Annotated in this window: 16 protein-coding genes and 1 pseudogene; 12 read left to right on the forward strand and 5 right to left on the reverse strand. The window is 64.7% G+C overall.

From position 1 onward, the window contains the following. Positions 1–708 carry an ABC transporter ATP-binding protein gene (locus P1K31_RS15870; RefSeq protein WP_276306284.1) on the forward strand — a complete coding sequence of 236 codons (708 nt, stop codon included), beginning with the start codon at positions 1–3 and terminating at the stop codon, positions 706–708. A 31-nt stretch (positions 709–739) separates the two neighbouring features. Here P1K31_RS15870 and P1K31_RS22105 read toward each other — a convergent pair. Both P1K31_RS22105 and P1K31_RS15875 read right to left on the reverse strand, forming a co-directional pair. Continuing rightward, positions 740–922 (reverse strand): annotated as a pseudogene (locus tag P1K31_RS22105) (hypothetical protein); the annotation flags it as partial. Between the two features lie 122 nt (positions 923–1,044). Beyond that, entirely contained in the window at positions 1,045–1,464 is a 420-nt protein-coding gene (locus tag P1K31_RS15875; RefSeq protein WP_276306285.1) for a cupin domain-containing protein, read from the reverse strand. Between the two features lie 145 nt (positions 1,465–1,609). Between P1K31_RS15875 and P1K31_RS15880 the strand changes: the two genes are divergently transcribed. The 8 genes from P1K31_RS15880 (at position 1,610) to P1K31_RS15915 (ending at position 11,455) form a co-directional block, all read left to right on the forward strand. Continuing rightward, on the forward strand, positions 1,610–3,295 hold the full coding sequence (locus P1K31_RS15880; protein ID WP_379794671.1) for a thiamine pyrophosphate-binding protein: 1,686 nt from the start codon (positions 1,610–1,612) through the stop codon (positions 3,293–3,295). 302 nt (positions 3,296–3,597) lie between these two features. Then, positions 3,598–4,893, forward strand: a complete 1,296-nt coding sequence (locus P1K31_RS15885; RefSeq protein ID WP_276306287.1) for a phenylacetate--CoA ligase family protein — start codon at positions 3,598–3,600, stop codon at positions 4,891–4,893. A gap of 104 nt (positions 4,894–4,997) precedes the next feature. Next, positions 4,998–6,698, forward strand: a complete 1,701-nt coding sequence (locus P1K31_RS15890; RefSeq protein WP_276306726.1) for an acyl-CoA mutase large subunit family protein — start codon at positions 4,998–5,000, stop codon at positions 6,696–6,698. 1 nt (position 6,699) lies between these two features. Next, on the forward strand, positions 6,700–7,122 hold the full coding sequence (locus P1K31_RS15895; protein WP_276306288.1) for a cobalamin B12-binding domain-containing protein: 423 nt from the start codon (positions 6,700–6,702) through the stop codon (positions 7,120–7,122). A 27-nt stretch (positions 7,123–7,149) separates the two neighbouring features. Next, positions 7,150–8,202: a methylmalonyl Co-A mutase-associated GTPase MeaB gene (gene meaB / locus P1K31_RS15900; protein WP_276306289.1), complete on the forward strand. Its 1,053-nt coding sequence runs from the start codon at positions 7,150–7,152 to the stop codon at positions 8,200–8,202. Further along, on the forward strand, positions 8,189–9,220 hold the full coding sequence (locus P1K31_RS15905) for an SAM-dependent methyltransferase (protein ID WP_276306290.1): 1,032 nt from the start codon (positions 8,189–8,191) through the stop codon (positions 9,218–9,220). The genes meaB and P1K31_RS15905 overlap by 14 nt, the downstream gene beginning before the upstream one ends. Continuing rightward, positions 9,217–10,488: a M24 family metallopeptidase gene (locus P1K31_RS15910; RefSeq protein WP_276306291.1), complete on the forward strand. Its 1,272-nt coding sequence runs from the start codon at positions 9,217–9,219 to the stop codon at positions 10,486–10,488. Before P1K31_RS15905 ends, P1K31_RS15910 begins: the two co-directional genes overlap by 4 nt. Positions 10,489–10,564: 76 nt before the next feature. After that, positions 10,565–11,455: an MBL fold metallo-hydrolase gene (locus P1K31_RS15915; protein ID WP_276306292.1), complete on the forward strand. Its 891-nt coding sequence runs from the start codon at positions 10,565–10,567 to the stop codon at positions 11,453–11,455. A 152-nt stretch (positions 11,456–11,607) separates the two neighbouring features. Here the strand turns inward: P1K31_RS15915 and P1K31_RS15920 are convergent, their stop codons facing one another. Then, complete coding sequence (locus P1K31_RS15920) at positions 11,608–12,132, reverse strand: hypothetical protein (protein WP_276306293.1); 525 nt, start codon at positions 12,130–12,132, stop codon at positions 11,608–11,610. 50 nt (positions 12,133–12,182) lie between these two features. Here P1K31_RS15920 and P1K31_RS15925 point away from each other — a divergent pair, with 50 nt between their 5' ends. After that, positions 12,183–12,599, forward strand: coding sequence for an acyl-CoA thioesterase (locus tag P1K31_RS15925; RefSeq protein WP_276306294.1), 417 nt, complete (start codon positions 12,183–12,185; stop codon positions 12,597–12,599). Positions 12,600–12,710: 111 nt separating this feature from the next. Here the strand turns inward: P1K31_RS15925 and P1K31_RS15930 are convergent, their stop codons facing one another. Then, positions 12,711–13,526: a hypothetical protein gene (locus tag P1K31_RS15930; protein ID WP_276306295.1), complete on the reverse strand. Its 816-nt coding sequence runs from the start codon at positions 13,524–13,526 to the stop codon at positions 12,711–12,713. 2,143 nt (positions 13,527–15,669) lie between these two features. On the opposite strand from P1K31_RS15930, the gene P1K31_RS15935 reads away from it, so the two are divergent. Next, the gene (locus P1K31_RS15935; RefSeq protein ID WP_276306296.1) at positions 15,670–16,125 is read left to right on the forward strand and encodes a peroxiredoxin; all 456 of its coding nucleotides are present in this window, start codon (positions 15,670–15,672) and stop codon (positions 16,123–16,125) included. A gap of 252 nt (positions 16,126–16,377) precedes the next feature. After that, positions 16,378–16,851 (forward strand): universal stress protein, encoded by a 474-nt coding sequence (locus P1K31_RS15940; RefSeq protein ID WP_276306297.1) that lies wholly within the window; start codon positions 16,378–16,380, stop codon positions 16,849–16,851. 145 nt (positions 16,852–16,996) lie between these two features. Here the strand turns inward: P1K31_RS15940 and P1K31_RS15945 are convergent, their stop codons facing one another. After that, the gene (locus tag P1K31_RS15945; RefSeq protein ID WP_276306298.1) at positions 16,997–18,010 is read right to left on the reverse strand and encodes an alcohol dehydrogenase catalytic domain-containing protein; all 1,014 of its coding nucleotides are present in this window, start codon (positions 18,008–18,010) and stop codon (positions 16,997–16,999) included. Between the last annotated feature and the right edge of the window lie 375 nt (positions 18,011–18,385).

The following is an 18,385-nucleotide window of genomic DNA, read 5'->3' on the forward strand; positions in this document are numbered from 1 at the left end:
ATGACGTTCTTCGAAATAGCGGACCTCTGTGCGGGGTACGGAACCGGACAGGTACTGTTCGACGTATCGCTCGACATCGAGAGGGGTGAGGTCGTCTCGCTACTGGGGCGTAACGGCGCCGGAAAGTCGACGACCATGCGTTGCGTCGCGGGCGCGAAACCGCCGTACGTACAGGACGGAGCGATCCGTCTCGACGGGGACGACGTGACCGATCTGAAGACGTACGAGCGGATAAATAGAGGGATCGGGTACGTCCCCGAGGAACGCCGCGTCTGGCCCGGTCTCACTATCAGCGAGAACATCCGGATGGCGATCAACAACGCGGACGACCCGCTGTCGATGGACGAGGTCATGGGATACTTCCCCCGGCTCCGAGAGCTGGGGGACAAGGCCGCCCGGAACCTCAGCGGCGGCGAGCAACAGATGCTCGCCATCGGTCGCGCCCTGGCCAGCAACCCCGAGATCATGCTCATGGACGAGCCCAGTGAGGGGCTCGCACCGTTCATCGTACGTGACGTCGAGAACATCATTACGACCCTGAACGAGGAGGAGGGGCTCACGATCTTCCTGGTCGAGCAGAACGTCGTCATGGCGATGGACGTGAGCGACCGCCACTACTTCATCGACCAGGGGAGCATCGTCGACGAGATGACGCCGAACGAACTCCGGGCGAGCCCCGATCTCCGCAAGAAGTACCTGAGCGTTTGACGTCCTCCCCGCGCTACAGCGCGAGGATTCCTCACGTCGGGGGTTCGGCTACGACCCACGGGGGCGGCGGGTTCGTGCGCACTTCTTTGGGACTGTCGTGAGGGTATGGTGTCCCCGACCAGTCGCGGTCGTCCCACTCGAATCGCACGGGCCGTGCCATCGGCCTGACTTCGCTATCGCTGTTTTCCCGAAGGAACGTCTCTGACGTCCCGAGAACCTTCGGTTCTCGTGGGCACGCAAGACGCTTAGCGTCTCGAGGTGCGCGTCCGTCTAACGTGCGAGAGGTCGACGCTTCGGACGCGAACGTCACGACAGGTCATAGCGCGGCTTTTCCGATCACTTCTCGCCGTCTACGGGGTTGCCCGCTTCGTCGACCGTGTACGTGTCTCCGTTGATGATCGCCGGCGAGTGGATGAACATGGCCCGGAACGTCTCGCCGGCGTCGCCGGGGTTGCGCGGATAGTGCGGAACACCCGGCGGGATGAACACGAGATGCTCGTTCGCGTGGCAGGGGACTGGCTCGCCCTCGATGACGATCTCCCCCTCGCCTTCGAGTCCGTAGAAGGTCTCGCCACTGTAGCGATGGACGTGGCGAGTAACGCTCTCGCCCGGTTCGACGTGGATGATACCCTGGTCGAACATCTGCGCGTCATCGCGGTCCTTGGCGTTCATCAGGAACTGAATGCCGATGCCGAGTCTGTCGTCGATCGGTTGTTCACCGACCTCGTAGAGGTGGTAGGGTCTGGAGTGATCCATTCCACGTCACTCCAGAGCGGGAGTAGATAAAAAAGCTCAGGCCCCTCTATCGACTCGTCCTCGCGAACGTATTCGGGCGTAATCGCGCCTTACCCGCCTTCGAGCACCGAAAAAATAATACGTCGTCCAGCAACAATTGCTCTGGATGGCAACCACTCACACGGGAGCTCGCATAGCAGCCAGAACCTTGTCCGAGTTGACCGAACGGGTGTACGGTCTCTGTGGTGGACACGTCCAGCCGATCTGGGACGAGATCGCGGACACTGACGCCGATCTCGTGGACGTGCGCGACGAGCGTGCGGCCGTCCACGCGGCCCACGCCCACGCCGAAGTCACGGGCGAGTTGGGCGTGGCGATGGTCACCGCGGGGCCGGGTTTTACGAACGCGGTGACGGGAATCGCTAACGCCCACACGTCGGGTGTACCGGTACTCGTCGTGACCGGTCGACCGCCAATTCCGCAATTCGATCGTGGAGCACTGCAGGGGACCCCTCACCGGGCCATAGCGGACGCCATAACGGTAGCGGACCGAACAGCGTTCGAACCGGATCGGATCCGGGACCACCTGGTCGAGGCCGCTGGCGCGGCGCTCGACGAGCGAGCGCCCGCGGTCGTCGAGGTCCCCACCGACGTGCTGCGCGATGTTGGACGGGCGAACTTCCAGCGACCCGTCCCGACCGGACCTCACGACACGAGTGCCGACGGGGACGCACTCGACCGGGCTGCTACGATCTTGAACGAGGCCGAGCGGCCGGCGGTCGTGCTGGGCCGCGGCGCGCGCGCCGCGGCGGCGGAGGTCCGATCGTTCGTCGCCGCGGCGCAGTTACCGGTCCTCACGACCGCCGGTAGCAAGGGCGTCGTCTCCGGGTCGAACGAGTACTGCGTTCCGGGTGCCCGAGGGGACGTCATGGCGCAGGCGGACACGCTCCTCCTGCTGGGCAAGCGAATGGATTTCACGCTCGGGTACGCGAGTCCGGCCGTCTTCGAGGACACGGCGTTCATTCAGGTCGACGTCGATTCCGGAGCCCTCCGGAAGAACAGGACGCCGGACGTCGCGATCAAGGGAACCGTCGCTTCGGCGGTCCCCGGGCTCGAAGCGCGGATCGACGGGCCGGTCGCCAGTGCGACCTGGGTCGAGGAGGTACGGGACACTCACGCGGAGCGCGCACGGAGACTCGCCGATCGGAAGCGGGCCGACGCCGAGCCACTCCACCCGTATCGGGTCTGCGGTGCCATAGAGCGCGCACTGGGCGACGACACCGTCATCGTGTGCGACGGCGGCGACGCGCTGTCGTTCGGTCGAGTGGCGTTAGCGGCGTCCGGTCCGGGGCGCTACCTCGACCCCGGACCGCTCGGCTGTCTGGGTGTCGGCGTCCCGTTCGCCATCGGCGCCTCGCTCGCCCGCCCGGAGGCGGACGTCGTCTGCTTCACCGGCGACGGCTCGCTCGGGTTCAATCTCGCTGACATCGAGACCGCGGTCCGTGAGGACGCCGACGTAGCCATCGTGGTGGCGAACAACGCCGGATGGAACATCGAGCGCTACGATCAGGTCGAGAACTACGGTCGCGAGGTCGGCGTCCGCCTCGAGAACGTGGCGTACGACGAGGTCGCGGAGGCGATGGGTGCCCGTGGGCTGTCCGTTTCCGGCGTGGCGGACCTCGACCGGGCCGTCGAGACCGCCATAGATCGGGACGGCCCGGTCGTGGTCGACGTTCCCGTCGACCCGGACGTCGTCAGTCCGGACGCTGCAAACGGGCTCGCACGCGTCCCGGACTACCAGCCCCTCGATCTCTGGGACAGACTAGAGCGCGAATATCGCGCAGCGAAGTGAGTTCCCGACCGAAACTGCGACGGACGGCGTTTCCGGTGGTGGGACGCGGTTCGTCCCGCGCCCTGGGACGATCCGTCCGTAGAGTGATCGAGTCGCTGTAGACGGAACGCGCGAGTCGTGTCGCCTCGGTGCGTGTTACTCTGACACTTGGTAGCTCATGCGAAACCTATATCATAGTCGAGTGGGATACTCCGCGTGTGATATCTTGGCCGCCGACAGAGATCGGGAAACCGATCCCTGCTTCAGACAGCGAGTACTGGGAGAGGGACCAAGAGACCCGTCCACCGGACGAACGACGGACGGTGATACTCGAGAAGATAAACGAGCAAGTCAGGTACGCCTACGAAAACAGTGGGTTCTACCGGGAGTACTACGAGGACGTCGACGTCGATCCGACCGATATCACCTCGTTCGAGGAGTTCCGGGAGTTGCCAGTATTGACGAACGAGGCCATCAAGAGGGAGCAGAAGGAGCATCCCCCGTTCGGGCGATTCCTCTGCATCGACGAGAACGGGATCGAACGTATCTACGGCACGTCCGGGACGACCGGACGACCGAAGGTGTTCGGCATCGGGGCCGGGGACTGGGATCGAATCGCCGAGTGGCACGCCCAGATCCTCTGGAGTATCGGTTTACGACCGGACGATCGCGTCATCATCACCAGTCCGTTCATCCAGTATCTCGGTTCGTGGGGTGCGCTTCAGGGCGTCGACCGGCTCGGCTGCTCGACGTTCCCGTTCGGTGCCGGCATGGAAGGCCAGACGGAACAGGCGGTCGAATGGATCGCCGATCTCCGTCCCGACGCGCTCTACGGAACGCCGTCGTACGCGATTTATCTCGGAGAGACGGCGGAGGAGAAGGGGTACGACCCCACCGAGGACTTCGAGTTCAAAGTCATGTTCTTCTCGGGGGAACCGGGTGCGAGCGTTCCCTCGACGCGCAGACGGATCGAGACGCTGTTCGACTGCACGGTCATCGACCAGGGGAGCATGGCCGAGATGACACCGTGGATGTCGAACTCGGGCTGCCGACATCTCGAAAACGGAATGCACGTCTGGCAGGACATCGTGTACACGGAACTGCTCGACCCGGAGACGGAAGCGTTCCTCGAGTACGGAGAGGAGGGAGTCCCGACGTACACGCACCTCGAGCGGACGTCCCAGCCGATGATCCGCCTGTGGAGTGGGGACATCTCCTACTGGGAGAGCCCCGAGGAGACGGACTGTGAGTGTGGGCGGACGTATCCGACGCTTCCGAGGGGCGTGTACGGCCGGGTCGACGATATGCTGGTCATCCGTGGGAAAAACGTCTTCCCCTCCCAGATCGAGGATCGGCTCCACGCCCTCGACGCGTTCGGCGACGAGTTCCGCGTCGTCGTCGAGAACGAGGAGGCGCTCGATACCCTCGAGCTCGTCGTCGAACGGGACGAAGACAGCGACGTGGAAGACGACGAGTTTCGCGCCCTCGTCCGCAGGTCGATCAAGGCCGAGATCGGCCTCAGCCCGAACGTGACAGTCGTAAAAAAGGGTACGCTTGAGCGAACACAGTTCAAGGCGGATCGGGTGGAAGACAGACGAAAGATCCCGGTCGATATCTGAGAGGAAATCACGACATGAGCCCGCAAACACGAGACGACGAAAAGGAGTCCCCGTTGGACGAAGCGACGGGGATGTACGATCCGGACGAGCAGCGGACCGCCTCGATGTTCGACGAACACCGACTCAGGGAGTTCGTCGAGGCATACGATAGCTGGGAGGGCGGTACGCTCGAAGAGTGGCTGGAGAGCCATCCCGAGCGTCGGGAGATGTTCAAGACGCTCTCGGGATACGAACGCAAGCGCCTCTATACGCCCAAAGACCTCGAGAACCTCGATTACGAGAGTGACCTCGGGTTCCCGGGGGATCCACCGTTCACGCGCGGTCCGTATCCCACGATGTACCGGGGACGCCTGTGGACCCACCGCCAGATCGCGGGGTTCGAAACCGCCGTGGAGACCAACGAGCGGTACAAGTACCTCCTGGAGGCTGGACAGACGGGGTTGTCGACCGACTTCGATCACCCCACACTGACCGGGTACGACTCCGACGATTCCCACTCGGAGGGTGAGGTCGGCCGCATCGGCGTCGCCATCGACACGCTCGCCGACGTCGAGGACCTGTTCGAGGATATCCCGCTCGACGAGGTCTCGACGAGTATGACGATCAACTCCCCCGCACCGATCATGCTCGCTTTCTACGTCGCGCTGGCCGACAAGCGCGGCGTCGATCGAGAGAAACTCCGCGGGACCATCCAGAACTCGATCTTCAAGGAGTTCATCGCGCAGAAGACGTTCGCGCTCCCGCCGCGTCCCAACATCGAGATCGTCAAGGACGTCATGGAGTACTGCACCGAGGAGGTGCCGAACTGGTACTGGGCGAACGTCAGCGGCTATCACACCCGGGAAGCCGGCGGTTCGGCGGCCCAGGAGGCGGCGTTCACGCTCGGCGCGGGGATGGGCTACGTCGACGCCGGCATCGAGCGCGGGCTCGATCCCGACGACTTCGTCCCTCGCATGTCGTTCTTCTTCGTCTCGCAGACGGACTTCTTCGAGGAGATCGCGAAGTTCCGAGCGGTCCGGCGCATCTGGGCGCGGATCATGGAAGAGCGCTACGGCGTCGAGACTGACGCCGCAAAGCGGATGCGCTATCACGTTCAGACGGCCGGCGAGAGCCTCACCGCAAAGCAACCCATGGTCAACATCGTGCGGACGACGATTCAGGCGATGGCGGCGGTGTTGGGGGGGTGCCAGTCGCTGCACACGAACGGATACGACGAGGCGCTGTCGATCCCGAGCGAGGACGCGATGCGCATCGCGATCCGCACGCAGCAGGTCATCGCCCACGAGAGTGGTATCAGCGAAACGATCGATCCAGTGGGCGGGAGCTACTACGTCGAGAGGGCGACCCGGGACATGGAGGAACGGATCCTCGAGTATCTCACGGACATCGAGGAGATGGGCGACGGAAACATGAAAGAAGGCATGCTTCAGGGCATCGAAAGCGGCTACTTCGAACAGGAGATCGTCGACTCCTCCTATCAGTGGGAGAAGCGCAAAACGCGGGGCGAGTTGAAGAAAGTCGGCGTCAACTGCTACACCGAGGGTGGCGATGCGGCGGACGTCGAGCTGTTCACGGCCGATCCCGCGACCGAGGAACGTCAGATCGAGCGGCTGCGAGCGGTGAGAGACGAGCGGGACGAGGAAGCGGTCGACGCGAAGATCGGGGCGCTACGGGACGCCGTCGAGAACGACGAAAACATCATGCCGTATCTGGTGGACGCCGCGAAGGTCTACGCCACCGAGGGCGAAATGATGGGCGTGCTTCGTGAGAAGTACGGCACCTACGAAGACCCCGGGGTGTTCTGACGTGAGTTCATCACAGGATACGGGCGACTGGTCGAAGACCATCCGCGTGCTGATCGGCAAGCCCGGCCTGGACGGCCACGATCGCGGGGCGAAGGTCGTCGCTCGGGCGTTCCGCGACGCCGGCTGTGAGGTCATCTACTCCGGCCTCCGGCAATCGCCGGAGGCCATCGTTCAGACCGCGATCCAGGAGGACGTCGACGTCCTCGGTCTGAGCATCCTGAGTGGCGCACACGACACGCTCGTCCCGAAGGTGTTGGATCGGCTGGAAGAGGGCGGTATGACGGACGTCCTCGTACTCGTCGGCGGAACGATCCCAGACCAGGACAAGCGAGAACTGCTCGACGTGGGCGTCGACAGAGTGTTCGGTCCGGATAGCGACATCAACGAGATCGTCGAGTACGTGCAGGACGAACTGGGTGAGTGACCGATATGCATGCCAAACCACGAAGTAATGACCACATCGGAGTACCCAGCCGGTGATCTAGACGGGGAGTTGGCCGGCCTCGTCGAGGGTGTCCTGGCCGGTGAGCAACTCGCCCTCTCGCGGCTCATCACGCGCATCGAAAACGGATCGCCCGACTATCAGGAGGCAGTGAAAGCACTGTACCAGCACGCGAACGGAACGCGCACCATCGGCGTCACCGGGCAGCCCGGTGCGGGGAAATCGACACTCGTCGACAAACTCGTCGACGGGTTCCGCGAGCGCGGCCTCACCGTCGGTGTCATCGCGGTCGATCCGTCCTCGCCGTACTCGGGCGGCAGCGTGCTCGGCGATCGCGTACGTCAGGTCTCCCGTCCGGAGGATCCCGACGTGTTCTTTCGCTCGATGAGCGCCAGAGGCCACTCCGGAGGGCTCGCAGCCGCGACGTTCGACGTCATCCGCGCGATGGACGCGTTCGGCAAGGACATCATCATCGTCGAAACAGTCGGTGCGGGCCAGAACGAAGTCGAGATCGTCCGAGCGGCGGACTCCGTCTGTCTCGTTGCGATCCCGGGCGCTGGCGACGACGTGCAGGCGAACAAGGCGGGGATCCTCGAAATCGCCGATGTCTTCGCCGTCAACAAAGCGGATCTCGATGGAGCGAGCGCGACGGCCCAGGAACTCGCGCAGATGATTCGTATCGGGCAGGACCTGGACCGCGAAGGCGCTGACCGGACTGATGAGGCCGCAGAGTGGGTACCGAGGGTCGAGACGACGGTCGCCACGCGACGGGAGGGGATCGACGAGCTCATCGACGCCCTGAACGCCCACTACGAGCATCTCGAATCGAGCGGGGAACTCGAAGAACGACGGGCTGCGCGGTTCGAGCAGGAAGTCGACGTCCATCTGGCGACCGAGGTCGAGGAGTTACGAACGCGGTTGCTGGCCGCCCACGGCGAACGGCTCGACGACGAGGTGGACCCATACACCTTGGCCAGCGAACTGGCGCTTCCGTTGCGACGAGCTGTAGAGACCGAGATCGACGAGAACGACCGCTCGGAGGTAGATCGTGGATCCAGTTGAACGGCTCCACAGCTTCGTCAGCGGTTTTCACGCCACGTACTACGTGTACACGGGGGTCGAGTGCGAGTTATTCGAGGCGCTCGTCGAGCCACGGACGCCGGACGACCTGGCCGACCGTCTAGACCTGCACCGTCCGTACGTGCGACGGTTCTGCGAGGTCGGGCTCCGATGGGGATTGCTCAGTGCCGAGCCGCGATCCGACGTCGATGGAACGGGCTCCCCCGTCACCTTCCGTCTCGAGGAGGAGTTCGTCACGCCGCTGGCGAACGCGGACGCCCCTCAGTACATGGGTGACGTGTTCAGGTTCGCCGGAACGTATCTGAGCGAGGATTACGCTGCGTACCCGGCGTACTTCGGAAGCGGCGAGGAGCGACCGTTCACCGCACGAGGCGCGGCGTTCACGGACGTCGTCGAGGGGGCTACCCGCGGACTGCAGGTCATCTTCGTCGGTAAACTGCTGCCGGAACTGCTCTCGGCGCTCGAGTCGCGGCTCTCCCGAGGCGGTCGGGTACTCGATCTCGGTTGCGGGACGGGACACCTCGCCTGCCGACTCTGCGATCGCTACCCGGACGCGGAGGTCGTCGGGCTGGATCTCGACGGGGACGCGATCGAGCGCGCGAACGAGCGAGCGGCGCGCTACGGGGTGTCCGATCGAGCCACGTTTCGGACGAAAGACGCCGTCGAGGTCGTCGGCGAGTACGACGCCGTCGTCCTCTTTATGAGCCTACACGAGATCGATCCGGACGGTCGTCGACAGCTCTTCGAGCGGTTGCGCACGGTTCTCACCGACGACGGCGTGATCGCAGCGTTCGACGAAGTGTACCCGGAGGACGACGACCAGTTCGACCTGCCCCCGTTCGTCGCGGGCGTCGAGACGCAGTGGTCGGAACTCGTCTGGGGAAACGAGGTGCCGACGCGCAGCGAGCAGCGGGAACTCCTCGCAGCCGCGGGTTGCGAGGAACGGATCAGCACGACGTTAGCGGGGCGGTTCGTGGTGTACGAGGGTGAGAGAGTATGACTCGCGAGAGACGATACGATCGAACGGTCGCGTACGAACGGGACGTCGACGAACACAGACACGAGTACCCCGAGTTCGGGTACGAGCGACGTTTAGCCGCCCTTGCAGCGGCGCTGGACGACGCCGACGTCGACGGTGCCGTCCTGCCGAATTACATCGACCTGACGTATTTCGCGGGGAGCGGTCAACCGATGAACCTCTACGTCCCGGCGGGCAGCCCCGAAGCGGCGCGGGTGTTCGTCCGACGGGGGATGGGGTTCGCGGAGCAGGAAGTCGGACTCCCCGACCAGCAGGTGCGTCACGGCGGTCTGTCGGCGCTCGCTGAGTACGTCAGTGAGGTCGGGGCTGTCGGGACTGTCGGGTTGCCGACCGACGTCGTTCCCGTCTCGCTGGGCGATAAGCTCGCGGAGGCGCTGGACGCGACTGTCGTCGGTATCTCCGATCTACTCCTCGATCTACGCGCCGTCAAGAGCGGTGAGGAAATCGGTATGCTGAAAACGGCCGCGACGTTGTACGAGCACGCCCATGCGGGTATTCGGGCGCGTGCAGCGCCGGGCGTGACGGAGAAGGAAGTCGCCGGCGCGGTGTCCGACAGGCTCGTCTCGGCCGGGATGGACGATCGGGTGTTCTTTCGGCGCTGGGACGCACGGCTCCCGGCCGCGGGACTGATCGCGAGCGGTGACACGCTCCCGCTCATCTCCGGCCACGCGATGACGATTACGGGGACGGGCACCTCCCGGAGCATGCCCTGGGGGCCGTCGAATCGGCGGCTCGAAGCGGGGGACTTCCTCGTCGCCGACCTCGCGCTCAATTACGCGGGGTACCACGGTGACGTCGCTCGCACGTACGTCGTCGGCGAGGCGACCGAGGAGCAGCGCGAGTGGTTCGACCTGACGCTCGCCATCCACGAAGCAGCGCGTGACGCCATCGAACCCGGAGTGGCAGCCGAGACACCGTATCTCGCTGCACGGGAGCGAGCGGTCGCTGCTGGCGTCGAAGACTGGTTGTGCGGCTACGCCGAGATGCAGGCTCCGTATATCGGCCACGGGATCGGTCTCGAAGTCGACGAGGAACCGACCCTCATGCAGGGGAACACGGAGGAGATCGAGGAGGGAATGGTGGTAACGGTCGAGCCGAAACTGGTACATCCCGACCGGGGCGCTGTGATGATCGAGGACGACTACCTCGTCACGGCGACAGGTGTCGAGCGACTCTCGACCATGCCTCACGAACTGTTCGAGATCCCGGTCGACGCGGTCGACACGTGACGCTCGGTCTCCACCCCGCCTCCCCGAATCCGGGAGCATGGGAACAGTTATCCCCCTCTCACTGTATCCGTAACACATGGCCTTCGATGTCGCCGGCGATATCTACGGTATCGACCTCGAGATGTTCGACGAACAGGTGCTGGCTGCGTACGTCGTCGACGGTCCCGAACCGGTCCTCGTCGAAACCGGCTACGCACGGGGGGTAGAGACCCTTCGTACCGGGCTACGCGACGTCGGCATCCCCCCCGAGGAACTCGACCACGCGGTCGTCTCGCACATCCACCTCGACCACTCGGGTGGTGCAGCAGCCCTGGTCGAGGACGCGCCGGATCTCCGCGTGTACGTCCACGAGTCGACCGCGGAGTTCCTGATCAGCCCCGACGCCCTCATCGAGAGTACGAAACGAGCGATGGGACGGCACTTCGAGGAGTTCGGGAGCCCCGAACCGATCCCCGAGGACAATCTCGTTCGTGTGGGTGACGAGGGAGCATCGCTGTCCGCAGGTGATCGCGCGCTGGACCTCGTCTATACCCCCGGACACGCTCCGGACCATCTCGCGGTCTGGGACCCCACGAGCGGAACGTTGTTCGCCAACGAAGCGATCGGTTCGTACTATCCCCGTGCAGGCGTCTGGCTTCCTCCTGCCACCCTCCCGCGGTTCGACGTCGCGGCGGTCGGGGAGACGATCGATCGACTGCGCGGGTTCGACGCCGAGCGACTCGCGCTCTCGCACTTCGGTAGCCGAGACGATCCGCACGCCGAGATCGATACCGCCGCCGAGCGTCTGACGCTGTTCGACGAGCGCATCCCCGAACTCTACACGGAACACGATCGCGACCTGATGGAGACGGAGCGGGCGGTCCGGTCGGAGCTCGTCGATCTCGACCCCTATCACGACGACATCGAGAGTTTCGAAGCCCGTTTCCAGACTCGTGGCTTTCTCCGCTATCACGGATTGATCGAATAGAGCGATACGAGGCCCTGTCTGACTCCTACGGTTCGCTTCCGCTCTCGCGGCAGTTTCGCGATCGACACCCCGTAGCGGTTCAGTCGGGGGTACGTCCGAATCCCCCGTCCATATCCACTGGGATCTCCCCGGGACGGATCGGTCGGCGAACGTCAGGTATCGTCTCCCTCGGAAACGAGCAGTCGGTAACTCTCGAGCGTCTCCTGCATCATCTCGCCGCCCTCCGTTCCCTTCCGTTCGCTGCCGAAGGAGAGCCACGTCATCTCCCCCTCGTAGTCTGTGTAACTGAACATGTCGTACCGATCGTCCGTCTCGAGGACGACGTCGAGAACGACGTCGTCCGGCGTATCCGCGTCGAGCAGTACCGCTCTGGTGTTCTCCTCGTAGTCCATGATCCAAACCGCGACTACCTCCCCGCCGAGTAGATCGCGCGCCTGGGCCCTCGTCAACGGGGCGTCCGGCCAGTCCTCCGCCGGTTCACGGTGCATATCGGTTACTCTCTTCCTCGCCGCCATTAGTCGTATCGGTCCGAACGAGGCGGTCGATGGCTCGATCCTCACAGGCCGCTCGACGACTAGCGTGCCCGGAAGCGTCGTCCACACTGTGCTTGTCCCCGTGACGAGATCGGAGAGACTCGACGGACGTTCGTTGCCTCCACGGGGCAAGACCCACCGCATGCCCCGCACGACCCCTAGGGTTATCAACGCCGTTACTGTAGGTGGGAACGATGCCGCATCGAACCGACGTTCCGATCACTTGGGGGGACACCGACGCGGGGGGATTGATCTACTATCCCCGACTCTTTCACTTCTTCGTCGTCGCCCTGAACGACTACTTCACTCCCGTCGCCGACCACCTGATGGAGCAATTACGCGCCGACGGGTACGTCCTCCCCGTGGTCGAAACCTCGGCGTCCTTCACGACTCCACTTCGCGCCGGCGACACGGCTCGGATCGAGACCGCGATCGAAGTGGGCGAGCGTTCGTTAACCGCGACCTTCACGGTCACGCGGGAAGCTGACGGGAGACGGGCCGCCGAGGGCAGGGCCGTCTTTATCCTCGTCGATGCCGATTTCGAGCCGACACCGCTCCCTGCGTCCGTTCGACGGTGCGTAGAGGACCGAGAGTCGAGCGCCACGTCGTGAGAGGCCCCCGTTCGCTTCGTCGAACGAGCCGTCGAACGGTCGAACCCGTCGCCCTCCGCGGATTCGATGGAGCCAGCCCTCACCGAACAAGGGGGTCGGGATGTCGGAGTGCTACTGTCCCTCGACCCCGTCACCTTCGTTCATCTGCTCGATAACTTCGCGAGCGTTCCCTGCTTCGTAGGCATAGAGGACGGTATTTGCGTACTCCGCTGCCACCTCTGTTGCGTGGACGAGGTTGCCTGTCTCTACGTGGACGGCGTAGAGTTCGACGCTGAACGGGGTCTCGAGGAGGGTTTCGAAGCCGGAGGCGATCACCTCGAGCCAGTAGGTAGTCGAGTACTCGAGGTCGTACAGCGGGACGACGAATTCGTCGACCGAGGCCGAGAGCGCTTCGACGTCGATCCCGGCGCGTTCGTAGAGATGACCGGGATAGGGGTCCGGATACAGCGTCATGTAGACGCGGTCGGGTATCCGCTCGGCAGCAGCCCCGACGAAGTCGGTGATGACGCTCGCCCGCCACTCGAACCGGTCGTCGTGGTCGCTGTCGGCGAACGCCGCGTTGCAGGTGTCACAGTGGCAGTACTCCGGCCGAGGGAACCCGACGTCGTCGAGGCGAACGTCCCGATTGACGGCCGTCGCCCTCTCGATCAGGTCTAACAGCTCCCGTCGGTACTCGGGCCGGGTCGGGCAGACGTACGACCAATCGAAGTAGGTCCGCTCCCGGGTCGCCCGCTCCCCGTCCTCGCCTACCGGAACCAGCGACGGATTCGACTCCGCCTCGGCGCTATCGCCGAAGCAGGAGATCATACTGATGCCCTCGGGCATCGGTTCGGCCCGTCGACCGGTCACGTCCTTCACCTCGTAGAACGCGAGGTCGAACTCCGGCCAATCGAGTTCGTCGGCGTTTCGGGTGACGATCCCCGGCATATCTCTCCGTGTTCGGGCTGCGGATTAATAGTTCCGTTCCGCTGACGCAGTGGTCGCCTCGAGTCGGTCGGCTTCCCCGGATCGGGTCGCGTGTCCGCCGGCTGGCAGCGCAAGCGCGAACACGTGATCCACTACCAACGGCGGTCGCTGCTCGACGGCCCGGAGGAGTGGCCTGCGGTGGCGTCTCCGGAATCCCGATCTACAGCGCGTGAAGCCGTGGTCACCGTCGCGATAGCGGGCACTACTGCGGGGCGATCACCGGGACGAGCGGGCAGCCGACGGACTCAGGCTAGACCACTGAAGAACGACTCGATCGCCAGTACTCCGGCCAGCCGTGGATCAGGAAGAGCGGAAGCCCGGACCCCTCGCGAACGTAGTGGAGTTCGATACCGTTGATCCGGGCCGCTTCGTGGTTCCATGATATCGTCCGACGTTCGCTGACCGCGTTGCGCCGCCACGAAATAGCGGATACTGGAGGACCTCGACGCGCTGCGCTGTACCAGCAGCGTTCGCGCGGTTCACGACGGAGTACGGAGCCACGAGGGGACGCGACCAGGGTAATAGGCGTACACGCATTACCCGATAGACATTCTCAATCGTGAGGCAGCCTCTCACGGGTCGTCCCTGTGGCGGACTCGCGAGCAGTTTGTGGCCCACACGGGAGACGAGCGAAGAACAGTTCGGTCAGCGCGACTACCCGCACGTGACTGCGCTCCCCGGAAAGGGATACCGTGCGGCGATAGCACTGTGATCTCAGGCCCGGATGATCGCCCAGTCGGTCGCGTTCTCACGCTGTGTGGAACGGTGGAGTGAGCGGCGACGCGTACGGACCAGTCGGACACCCCTCACGAGGAGTTCAATATTAATTACTCAGTCTCTCGGGCTGTGCTACTCCCGGGGGTGTGCACCGACGGGCCGGTGGCAACGCCACGGACGTGACGCGCGCGTCGGATTCGCCGCGGGAACGGCGGCTGTGCGTCTTCCGAGAACGCGCGTCTAAACGCTGTTCTCGGCCCGTATACTGTTCGACCGCCGGACAGTGGACGGCGCGGGACCGCTCGGGTAGTAGAAGCGGGACGGCGGACGTCGCACCGATCCTCGTGGCATCGTCCGTTCGAGCGGTGTTCTCCCCCACGAACGTACGGAGCTAGTCGCCGGTCGCACTGACCGTCGTCTGTTTCGGGCACCGACTACCGCCCGCTCGCGCGAATCCGTGACCTTCTACTGCCGGCGCGGGCGGCACTCGTCGCGCGTATGTTGCGGAACGAGAAGGTCTCGGGGTTCAGCAGCGTGCGGAGGAGTGGTCCATCTGTCTCAGTACGTCTCCCCCACACGGACACTCCAGAACGGCCCTATCGACGGAGAGACCGCTGCGACCAGCTAGGGGTCGGTTCCAGTACCGCACGAGGTATCGAAACGGGTCGGCCAGTAACTGCGCGGAAGACGCCACTCCGTGGCTCGCGCGGGTCCACTCCCGGTATCGGACACCGCCTCCGCCGACGTGGTGGCCAAATAAACGAGCAATTAGTTCTAATGATAATCGCGACTGTAACCGTCGCGAGCCGATTCCGCCGACGGGGACACGGCATGATATGTACAATCTCCCTTTCACTGACCACAACACAGATGCCGGGATGGGCGAAACGACACGTGTCGGCAGACGGGGCCCGGACGGCATCGATACCCGCCGTCCCGGATTCCCTCTGTTCGATGGGCCGGTGGTTGGTCCCCACTCCCTTGAGCCACGGTGTGCCGAGGTGGTCCCGCGCCCGGTCATTGACTCACGCCCGATCGCGCCCCCCGGCACGTCTGTCGACGCTCCCTCCGCTCCCGCGTCGGTGCTCGGCATCGAGCGCCGTCTGTGCCATCACGTACGTTCCGGACGGTACACGTCTGATCGACACACGAGGGGGTTCTATCCACGAACCAAACCGTGGGCTGAATCCCTCGGGGGACGGGATGCGCTCGGGGATGACGTCACGAGAGCGTCCCTCGAATCGAACACGACGTCGGATAGAGCGCGGTGGAGGGAGGAGGATCGTGCTGTTCGGCGACGGTGCGATCGGTCGCTCTCTCTCGTCGGGTTCGCTCCCGCCGCCCGTCCGGACAAAGGGTTTTGCATACGCCGGGTGTACCGGTAGCTATGCCACTCGAGCCAGGCGATCCCGCGCCGCAGGTCTCGGCACCGAACCAAGACGGCGCGGAGATCACCGTGCCGTTCGACGAGCCGACGGTCGTCTACTTCTATCCCGCGGACGACACGCCGGGCTGTACGACGGAGGCGACGGAGTTCACGAAGGAACAGGGGGCGTATCGCGAGGCCGGGGTGTCGGTCTACGGAGTGTCCGTCGACGACGTCGATTCTCACGCCGCGTTCGCCGAGCAGCACGGCATCGAGTTCGACCTGCTCGCGGACCCGGACGGCGAGATCGCGGGAGCGTTCGATGTCGACCGGCGGGCGAGCGGCGAGACCGAGCGGACGACGTTCGTCGTCGTTGACGGGGAGGTCTATGCCGTCTACACGGACGTCAAGCCGAACGGCCACGCTCGCGAGGTCCTCGGTACCCTGCTCGACGACGGCGTGGTCGACCTCGAGTGAGCGCGGACTCGGCGATCGACCGTCCGGTTCGCTCAACCACCGCTCTTCGAGCGAGGCTTTCGGGGACCACCTACGGCCCGTTTCCACCGGGAAGGCGGTCGCCCACAGACCGAGACGCCAAGGACGCCTCGCTCGGTCGTCTTCACGAGGGGTCCAGGACGGCTGTGGCGTCGAACGCGCCCGAGACGCCGGGTGGACTCGCTCCCCTCCGCCTCGCCTACTTTTTTATCATTTGAGCGCAACCGCTTCGTAATGTACGACGAGATTCTCATTCCCACCGACGGAAGTGCCGGGATGGCGCGCGTTAGCGACCACGCGCTGGGACTCGCGGCGTTGTGCGGCGCGACGGTCCACGCCATCTACGTCGTCGACGAGCAGGCCTACGTCACGGTCCCTGACGACGCTCGTGACCGCGTCCGCGACGCCCTGGAACAGGACGGTCTGAGTGCCACGAAGACGATTGCTCAACGCGCACTGGAGAGGAACCTCGACGTCGTCCGCGAGGTTCGCTGGGGTGATCCTGCGGTCGCGATTATCGCCTACGCCCTCGAAAACGACATCGATCTGATCGTGATGGGGACGCGAGGGAAGACCGGATTCGAGCGCTATTTGCTGGGGAGCGTCGCCGAGAAGGTCGTTCGCGTCTCGCCGATCCCGGTCGTCACAGTGCGCGTTGGCGACCACCAGGAGCTCGCTTCGGAGATTCACGAGCTCATCGGTACATGAGAAACGCTCGACGGATGATCGACACGGAGAGGATCGAGCAGCTAGCGGGAGCGAAGAGCCATTCGGGACTCTACTCGTCCTAGACAAGCCTGGTCCCCAGACGCGTCGAGGGGATCGTGCGATGTGACACGACCGAGGGCCGTCATCAGGGTCGGACGACGAGCTTCCCGAAGGCGTCGCGCCGTTGCATGTCCGCGAACGCCGTGCCCGTTCCCTCGAGCGGGTAGGTCGCGTCGACCGGCGGCTCGAACGCCCCCTCCGCGATCAGCTGGACCAGGCGTTCGAGGTCGCCCTGCGTGCCCATCGTACTCCCGATGATCCGCTGGTGGGAGAGAAACAGCCGCGGGACGTCGAACGCCGACCGGTCGCCGGCGGTCCGTCCACAGATCACCATTCGCCCGCCGCGACGCATCACGTCGAGCCCTAGTTCGGTGAATTCACCGCCGAGGTGGTTGAGCACGGCATCAGGTGCGCTACGCTCCCCGAGGGCCGTCGCGATCTCCTCGGGATCGCTCGCTTCGATCACGTGATCTGCGCCGAGGTCTCGCAGTCGGGCCGCCTTCGCCGCCGACGACGTCGTCCCCACGGAGCGCGCGCCGAGCACGTCGACCAACTGGACGGCGGCGACGCCGACGCCTCCGGTCGCTCCCGGGACGAACACGAGGTCGCCCGGTGCGGTCTCGGCGCGTCGGAGCATGTGATAGGCTGTCATGTACGCCGTGGGGATCGCCGCCGCGGTCGTCGCGTCCACCGAGTCGGGGAGGGGAACTAGGCGATCTACGTCGACGAGTGCGCGTTCCGCGAGGCCACCGTGAAAGAGGCTGTAGCGTTCACAGAGGTTCTCCGGACCTTCGCGGCAGTAGCGGCAGACCCCGCACGTCTGGTTCGGACAGAGCACGACCCGATCGCCGGCCACGACCGTCGCGTCGTCCCTGCCGACCTCGCTGACGGTGCCGGCGACGTCGAGTCCGGAGACGAACGGCAGTTCGTCGGTGCCGACCATCGCGGAGTCGCCCTCGAGGATCCACAGGTCGTGGCGGTTGATCGAGCACGCCTCGACGTCGATCACGGCCTCGCCGGCGCTCGGCGCGGGGTCATCTCGTTCCAGTACGGCGACGTCGTCGGGTCCGGTGAATCCGGTGAAGGCTGCGACGCGCATGGGCGCGACGACGGTCCCACGCGGAGTATACCTTCGGGTCGCGGAACGAGTCGAGCGCGCGTGATCGAGCGCGGTACCCCGCCGACGACCGGTCGGTCACGAGCGTGGAGACGGACGGGGACCCCGTCAGGCGACCGTGGCGAGCAGTTCGCGATGTCCTCGATGCGGTGGCGAATCCGCTCGCCGCACACCGCCCGCCGCGCCGCTCGCGACTGTGCGAACTTTTCACCTCGGAACGTGACGAATGGTATTTTGTCGAGATAGTCTGTACTGAATACGGGGTGTGCACCCACCGCTAACGAAAGTTTAGAGACTCGATAGATAGCTTGGGCCGCAGCGAAGACTTCGTCACCGGAGTAGATAACCTTAACAGGC

The organism is Halomarina halobia, assembly GCF_029338575.1.
Lineage (GTDB): Archaea > Halobacteriota > Halobacteria > Halobacteriales > Haloarculaceae > Halomarina > Halomarina halobia.

What these genes read in the sequence shown, in the direction of transcription:
- P1K31_RS15870 (WP_276306284.1), top strand. Translation starts at nt 1, where the DNA reads ATGACGTTCTTCGAAATAGCGGACCTCTGTGCGGGGTACGGAACCGGA.
- P1K31_RS15875 (WP_276306285.1), bottom strand. Translation starts at nt 1,464, where the DNA reads ATGGATCACTCCAGACCCTACCACCTCTACGAGGTCGGTGAACAACCG.
- P1K31_RS15880 (WP_379794671.1), top strand. Translation starts at nt 1,610, where the DNA reads ATGGCAACCACTCACACGGGAGCTCGCATAGCAGCCAGAACCTTGTCC.
- P1K31_RS15890 (WP_276306726.1), top strand. Translation starts at nt 4,998, where the DNA reads ATGTTCGACGAACACCGACTCAGGGAGTTCGTCGAGGCATACGATAGC.
- meaB (WP_276306289.1), top strand. Translation starts at nt 7,150, where the DNA reads ATGACCACATCGGAGTACCCAGCCGGTGATCTAGACGGGGAGTTGGCC.
- P1K31_RS15910 (WP_276306291.1), top strand. Translation starts at nt 9,217, where the DNA reads ATGACTCGCGAGAGACGATACGATCGAACGGTCGCGTACGAACGGGAC.
- P1K31_RS15915 (WP_276306292.1), top strand. Translation starts at nt 10,565, where the DNA reads ATGGCCTTCGATGTCGCCGGCGATATCTACGGTATCGACCTCGAGATG.
- P1K31_RS15920 (WP_276306293.1), bottom strand. Translation starts at nt 12,132, where the DNA reads ATGCGGTGGGTCTTGCCCCGTGGAGGCAACGAACGTCCGTCGAGTCTC.
- P1K31_RS15925 (WP_276306294.1), top strand. Translation starts at nt 12,183, where the DNA reads ATGCCGCATCGAACCGACGTTCCGATCACTTGGGGGGACACCGACGCG.
- P1K31_RS15930 (WP_276306295.1), bottom strand. Translation starts at nt 13,526, where the DNA reads ATGCCGGGGATCGTCACCCGAAACGCCGACGAACTCGATTGGCCGGAG.
- P1K31_RS15935 (WP_276306296.1), top strand. Translation starts at nt 15,670, where the DNA reads ATGCCACTCGAGCCAGGCGATCCCGCGCCGCAGGTCTCGGCACCGAAC.
- P1K31_RS15940 (WP_276306297.1), top strand. Translation starts at nt 16,378, where the DNA reads ATGTACGACGAGATTCTCATTCCCACCGACGGAAGTGCCGGGATGGCG.
- P1K31_RS15945 (WP_276306298.1), bottom strand. Translation starts at nt 18,010, where the DNA reads ATGCGCGTCGCAGCCTTCACCGGATTCACCGGACCCGACGACGTCGCC.